Source organism: Serratia sp. TMDUHS_CL, assembly GCF_037137105.1.
GTDB classification, from domain to species: domain Bacteria; phylum Pseudomonadota; class Gammaproteobacteria; order Enterobacterales; family Enterobacteriaceae; genus Serratia; species Serratia nevei.
This window is the reverse complement of sequence record NZ_JBBBDV010000030.1, coordinates 1-1818: the sequence shown is the minus strand read 5'-3', so window position 1 is coordinate 1818 and position 1818 is coordinate 1. Positions and strand designations below refer to the sequence as shown.

The 1818-nt window shown below is 42.4% G+C and carries 3 protein-coding genes and 1 pseudogene; all 4 read right to left on the bottom strand.

Features of this window, described 5'->3' with window-relative positions; all coding sequences use genetic code 11:
• Positions 1–75: 75 nt before the first annotated feature.
• Positions 76–519, bottom strand: a complete 444-nt coding sequence (locus WCL58_RS25220; protein ID WP_336851753.1) for a DUF6386 family protein — start codon at positions 517–519, stop codon at positions 76–78.
• Between the two features lie 106 nt (positions 520–625).
• Positions 626–757 (bottom strand): annotated as a pseudogene (locus WCL58_RS25380) (RHS repeat-associated core domain-containing protein); the annotation flags it as partial.
• Positions 758–796: 39 nt separating this feature from the next.
• Entirely contained in the window at positions 797–1285 is a 489-nt protein-coding gene (locus tag WCL58_RS25210) for a hypothetical protein (protein ID WP_149572398.1), read from the bottom strand.
• A gap of 1 nt (position 1286) precedes the next feature.
• The coding region (locus WCL58_RS25205) for an RHS repeat-associated core domain-containing protein (RefSeq protein ID WP_275452259.1) at positions 1287–1818 on the bottom strand (532 nt) is incomplete at its 5' end.

Genomic DNA, 1818 nt, shown 5'->3' with positions numbered 1-1818 from the left:
TTCGCGGTGTTCCTTTCAACGAATTCCCCTAAAATAAAAGAGGGTCATTGTTGACATGTTGTAAAAAAGTACAAATCAGATCCTAATTAATGCACTCTCTTCATTTTTATTTTCACTACTTTTAATAAATGAAATGACTATATCGAGAGAGTCTCTTCTAAATCTTACTTCGTAATTGCCTATATCCATAATCAAAAACACACCTGACATATAGTCAGAACCGTCAGGTTCAAGGTAACCACCGCTAGTATCTTCCCCTGCACCAACAAAAACCTTTCCTGAAGGCACATTCAAAAATAACGATTTATAGTTCTCACTTATGTTATCAACAACTCGAACCGTATACTGACCGTCCTCACCAAGATTCAAAAGCAACACGTTACCTTTATTTACTTCTTCCAGTTCATCCTCTGGAATGCTCCACCAATCAGCATCATCGCTAACTCTATATTTTAAAGACACCAAATCAAAAATTGACAAGGTCGCAGTATCTGTTGTGAAAGAGAAAGTCTTATTCATACCCCCCCCTACTGAAATATTATTTCACTAATTCGGTCGCCCGGTTGGAGACCTGCTTTTCTACCCGCATTTTTAAAGAGCTACCAATGGAGTGTTTGTAATCTTTGTTGCCCGCCGCATCTGTCACTTCCAGCGGCGAGCTGTTCAGATAGGTGTGATACCCGCATATATTCGCAGGGCGACTGTCGCCCGCCTGCTCCAGCGCCGCCAGCGGGCTCCACGGACTGGCTAGGTCGTATGGTTCTGCAAAGATATTTATCTTTGCAGTCAACAAATATTAAATGGTAACTATCTTATCTTTTGCTATACCCACAGGCCAGTGACCAGAAAAGTATATACCCACAACTTCTTCCCACTTATTCCCTAAATGAAGATACTGTTCAGAAACATACTCTCTGAAAGCAAAACAAATTCCATTTCTGGCTGCTAAGCTGAAGTCATGAGGCCCGTAATTGAATTTATCCTTAGACAATCCCTTTGTTGCATTCATGACAGCCTTGTTTACTCGAATACGTAAACCAGTAAGTTCCTTAGGTAATACCTCCTTTACTTTGTAGAAAGGATCCTCCTGAGTCATTGATGTTGGCAACCATTCCACACTATCATAGTATCCCTTAAACTCTGCATCAGTGGGATTAACAAACACCTTCTCAACATTTTCAATTAAAATCACGCGACTATCCAGAACATCTGGGAGCCCCATTCTTGAGAAAAAGCATGAGTTATCGATGCGCTGTAGTAAACTATCAAAGTCAAAATCATTCATGTCACAATCTCAAATCAGTTATAGTTCCAGGAGGCAGTGCTTTTCTGCTTTGTTGAACAGTTGTTCGAAGCACTCCACCGGCGGCATGTGGGCCAGGTACACCAGGTAAAGAATGATTAGGCAAAGTGCCATGAGTAGGCATCAAATTCCACCATTTATTCGCCCCCCCACTTTCTAGTGGGATTATGTGGTGCGGGGTAGCTCCTGTCGGCCAGGTTCTACCTGTATTGGCTTCCCACTGACTCATCAGATAATGCTGATCTCTGACGAACTCTTTGCGAGCCATCTGATTTTGGAAAACACTCCGTCTCTGAACTACCGGTAAATTATCTCTCAGTATCTGAGCTTGTTTTGCTGTTATAGCTCCACCACGCGAAGCGACTTTGTTCGCATCACCAATAATACGGTCAAGAGTCGAACAATTACTTAACCCAAATGGATCTATCCAAGTTAAAGGATTTGGCCCATAAGCATATAAATTCAACCCACCTTCCAACCCTATCGGATCCTGCGTGGTGAAACGCCCCACCTCG

Coding starts and splice junctions, on each gene's coding strand:
- WCL58_RS25220 (WP_336851753.1), bottom strand. CDS start 519: ATGAATAAGACTTTCTCTTTCACAACAGATACTGCGACCTTGTCAATT.
- WCL58_RS25210 (WP_149572398.1), bottom strand. CDS start 1,285: ATGAATGATTTTGACTTTGATAGTTTACTACAGCGCATCGATAACTCA.